Annotated in this window: 4 protein-coding genes and 1 pseudogene; 3 read left to right on the forward strand and 2 right to left on the reverse strand. The window is 71.3% G+C overall.

Annotated elements, in window-relative coordinates:
• Positions 1–106: 106 nt before the first annotated feature.
• Both BN12_RS21145 and BN12_RS21150 read right to left on the reverse strand, forming a co-directional pair.
• Positions 107–319: a hypothetical protein gene (locus BN12_RS21145; RefSeq protein ID WP_048555549.1), complete on the reverse strand. Its 213-nt coding sequence runs from the start codon at positions 317–319 to the stop codon at positions 107–109.
• Entirely contained in the window at positions 316–612 is a 297-nt protein-coding gene (locus BN12_RS21150) for a DUF3099 domain-containing protein (RefSeq protein WP_048555550.1), read from the reverse strand. The genes BN12_RS21145 and BN12_RS21150 overlap by 4 nt, the downstream gene beginning before the upstream one ends.
• An 893-nt stretch (positions 613–1,505) precedes the next feature.
• On the opposite strand from BN12_RS21150, the gene fabG reads away from it, so the two are divergent.
• The 3 genes and pseudogenes from fabG to BN12_RS21165 form a co-directional block, all read left to right on the forward strand.
• Positions 1,506–2,219, forward strand: a complete 714-nt coding sequence (fabG, locus tag BN12_RS21155) for a 3-oxoacyl-ACP reductase FabG (RefSeq protein WP_048555551.1) — start codon at positions 1,506–1,508, stop codon at positions 2,217–2,219.
• A 93-nt stretch (positions 2,220–2,312) separates the two neighbouring features.
• Positions 2,313–3,071, forward strand: a complete 759-nt coding sequence (gene fabI, locus BN12_RS21160) for an enoyl-ACP reductase FabI (RefSeq protein ID WP_048555552.1) — start codon at positions 2,313–2,315, stop codon at positions 3,069–3,071.
• A gap of 22 nt (positions 3,072–3,093) precedes the next feature.
• A pseudogene (locus BN12_RS21165) lies at positions 3,094–3,485 on the forward strand (Mur ligase); the annotation flags it as partial.

The raw sequence follows: 3,485 nt of genomic DNA on the forward strand, positions 1-3,485 counted from the left end.
TTGTCGTGGTCTCCGGGCGAGTTCGACCACGGAAACCTCACACCTGCCGGGACACTTCTCGGCACGTGCGCTGACCTCTTCGCACGTGCGGAGTCTGTTGTGGTCGTCAGCCGGCGTCGACAGGAATCGCCTCGACGGGGACGGTGTCGCGGAGGAAGCCGCGGACCCCGAGGAACGAGCCGAGGGACTCCACGTGATCGGGACACGCGAGCCACACCTTGCGCCGCGCGGTGTCATGGAGTCTCGGGTTGTTCCACAGCAGAGCCTGGGTCGCATCCGCGCGGCAGCCCTTGGCGGAGCACCGCAGCATCTCGGTCATGGGCGGATCTGATGGGTGCCGGGAGCAGGTCCGGGCTTGTCGACCCGGCCGAGTGGTCGCGGACGCACCGCGTTCGCCGCGACGACGGCGATATACGGGAGGAAGACTGCAAGGACGACGAAGGTCCACCGCAGCCAGCCCTCGGTGAGCACGGCCAGCACGAAGGAGGCGGTGCGGATCGACATCGTGATCAGATAGCGCTGCATCCGACCGCGCTGCTCGTCGCGGAGATTCTCCGGCGCGGTGGTCACCACCTGCGGCCGGGGCCGTTCGTCGTGGCCCTCCGTCCTCACCTCCTCACGATACCTCCCATCCGGCTCCACGGCTCCGGTCGCCCAACCCCCTTGGCAGGTGTGGGCTTTTCGTGGTCGAAAGAGTCAGGTGGCCACGACAAGCCCGCACGTGCCGCGACCCGATGCGGCAGGTGCGGGCTTCCCGGGGCTCTGCCGGTGCGTTGATGGCTTGTGGGGAAGATGGCCAGAGCCAGGGGTCTTGCCATCTTCCCCACAAGGATGTCTGAGCCGCCACCGACCTGGTCCAGGCGGACCGTCGCCCCGCCGCCGCGTCCGACGACCACGACAAGCCCGCACGTGCCGAGTTGTCGCTGTCGAGGGGACACCGGGACGACATCTTCTCGGCACGTGCGGAGACCGGGACCGGGCAGGCGCCACGAGATGCGGCAGGTGCGGGCTTGTCGGGGCACTGCCGGTGCGTTGATGGCTTGTGGGGAAGATGGCCAGAGCCAGGGGTCTTGCCATCTTCCCCACAAGGATGTCTGAGCCGCCACCGACCTGGTCCAGGCGGACCGTCGCCGCGCCGCCGCGTTCGACGACCACGACAAGCCCGCACGTGCCGAGTTGTTGCTGTCGAGGGGACACCGGGACGACATCTTCTCGGCACGTGCGGAAGCCGAGGTCCGGGGCAGGTAGCGGACTCACGGTGTGGCAGGTAGCGGACTCACGGCGCGGCAGGTAGCGGACTCACGGCGCGGCAGGCAGCGGACTCACGGCGCGGCAGGGTAGCGGGCTCACGAGTGGGACCCCCGGGAGGTACTCCGAAGACGGGGCTGGGCACAGGCGGCGCGAGGATGCCGGGTGGGCGACGGTGCGGGGGCGGGCAGTGTTCCACTAGCGTCGGACCAGCGCCGGCGAGCCGGCGGCATCCCGACGTCCAGCGAAGGAGCACGATGTCAGCAACGGGTAGGGCACTGGTCACCGGAGGGAACCGCGGGATCGGCCTGGCCATCGCACGCTCGCTCGCCGAGGCCGGCCACGCCGTCGCCGTGACGTACCGGAGCGGCGAGCCCCCGGAGGGCCTCGTCGGCGTCCGCTGCGAGGTGACCGACACCGCGTCCGTCGACGCGGCCTTCGCCGAGGCGGAGCAACGGCTCGAAGGCCCCGTCGACATCCTCGTCGCCAACGCCGGCATCACCCGCGACCAGCTTCTCATGCGGATGAGCGACGACGAGTACGACTCCGTCGTCGACACGAACCTCGGCGGGGCGTTCCGCTGCGCGCGACGGGCGACGAAGGGGATGATCCGCCTGCGCCGCGGCCGGATCATCCTCATCTCGAGCGTCGTCGGCCTCTACGGGTTGCCCGGCCAGGCCAACTACGCGGCGAGCAAGTCGGCTCTCGTCGGCCTGGCCCGGTCGATCTCCCGGGAGCTCGGTGGCCGCGGGATCACGGCGAACGTCGTCGCACCCGGCTTCATCGAGACGGACATGACCGACGCGCTGCCGCCGGACCGCAAGGAGGCCTACCTCGCCGCCATCCCCGCGGGCCGCTTCGGCGCGACCCAGGAGGTGGCCGCCGCGGTGCGCTTCCTCGCCGGCGAGGACGCGGCATACATCACCGGCGCCGTCATCCCGGTCGACGGCGGTCTCGGCATGGGCCACTGAGCCCGCCCGAGCCCGCCCGAGGCCACTCGAGACGACCCGAGCGCACCCGACCACCGACCACCGACCACGCACCCGCCTGAGAGGAACCCGCCCATGCTGCTGGAGGGAAAGAAGCTGCTCATCACGGGAGTGCTCATGGACTCCTCGATCGCCTTCCACGTCGCGAAGCTCGCGCAGGAGCAGGGGGCCGAGATCGTCCTCACCTCCTTCGGCCGGACGATGCGGATCACCCAGGCGATCGCCAAGCGCCTCCCGGCGACACCCGAGGTCGTCGAGCTCGACGTGACCGACACCGAGCACCTCGAGACCCTCGCGACGCGGGTCGCCGAGCATGTCGACCATCTCGACGGCGTCCTCCACTCGATCGGCTTCGCCCCTCAGGGGGCCTTCGAGTTCCTCACGGCCGGATGGGACGACGTCGCGACGGCGCTGCACACGTCGGCCTACTCGCTCAAGGCCCTCGCGACGGCGAGCCTGCCGCTCATGGGCGACGGCGGCAGCCTCGTCGGGCTGACCTTCGACGCGAAGTTCGCCTGGCCGGTCTACGACTGGATGGGTGTCGCCAAGGCGGCGTTCGAGTCGACGAACCGCTATCTCGCGCGCGACCTCGGCCCGAAGAAGGTCCGGTGCAACCTCGTCGCCGCGGGCCCCATCCGCACGACGGCGGCCAAGTCGATCCCCGGGTTCGAGGCCTTCGAGCAGGTCTGGGACGAGCGGGCGCCGCTCGGGTGGGACGTCAACGACCCGGTGCCCGCGGCGAAGGCCTGCGTCGCCCTCCTGTCGGACTGGTTCCCCGCGACGACGGGGGAGATCGTCCACGTCGACGGCGGAGTCCACGCGATGGGCCAGTGAGACCGCCGGTAGCCTCACGCCCATGACCGAGGTGTCGTATGCCACGCCACCCGTGGCCGCGCTGGAGGTGCGGGTCCTCGAGGGGCCGAACCTCTACTTCCCCCGCCCCGCCGTCACGGTGACCCTCTCCCTGCCGGGGTACCTCGACGCGCCGGTCGCCGACCTCGTCGCGCTGGCGGGCCGCGTCGGGCTGCGTCGGGCCAACCCGGGGCGGCCCGGCACCCTCGCGCGCCAGCGGTTCGTCATGCGGGTCGTCGAGCGGGCGCTGCGCACCGAGGCTGCAGCGGGCGGCACGACTCGTCTCGGCGTCCGGGTGCGTCCCACGAACGACCCGGCGGGGGTCGTCGTCGCGTTCGTCTGGCGCTCCCGCGGACGGGCCGAGGCGCTCGGCCGGGCCGTCGCGACGAGCCTCAC

Source organism: Nostocoides japonicum T1-X7, from assembly GCF_001046855.1.
In the GTDB taxonomy this organism is placed as follows: Bacteria; Actinomycetota; Actinomycetes; order Actinomycetales; family Dermatophilaceae; genus Nostocoides; species Nostocoides japonicum.

Bases quoted from the DNA above. Each gene is read 5' to 3' on its own strand.
- fabG (WP_048555551.1), top strand. From the start codon at position 1,506: ATGTCAGCAACGGGTAGGGCACTGGTCACCGGAGGGAACCGCGGGATC.
- fabI (WP_048555552.1), top strand. From the start codon at position 2,313: ATGCTGCTGGAGGGAAAGAAGCTGCTCATCACGGGAGTGCTCATGGAC.
- BN12_RS21145 (WP_048555549.1), bottom strand. From the start codon at position 319: ATGACCGAGATGCTGCGGTGCTCCGCCAAGGGCTGCCGCGCGGATGCG.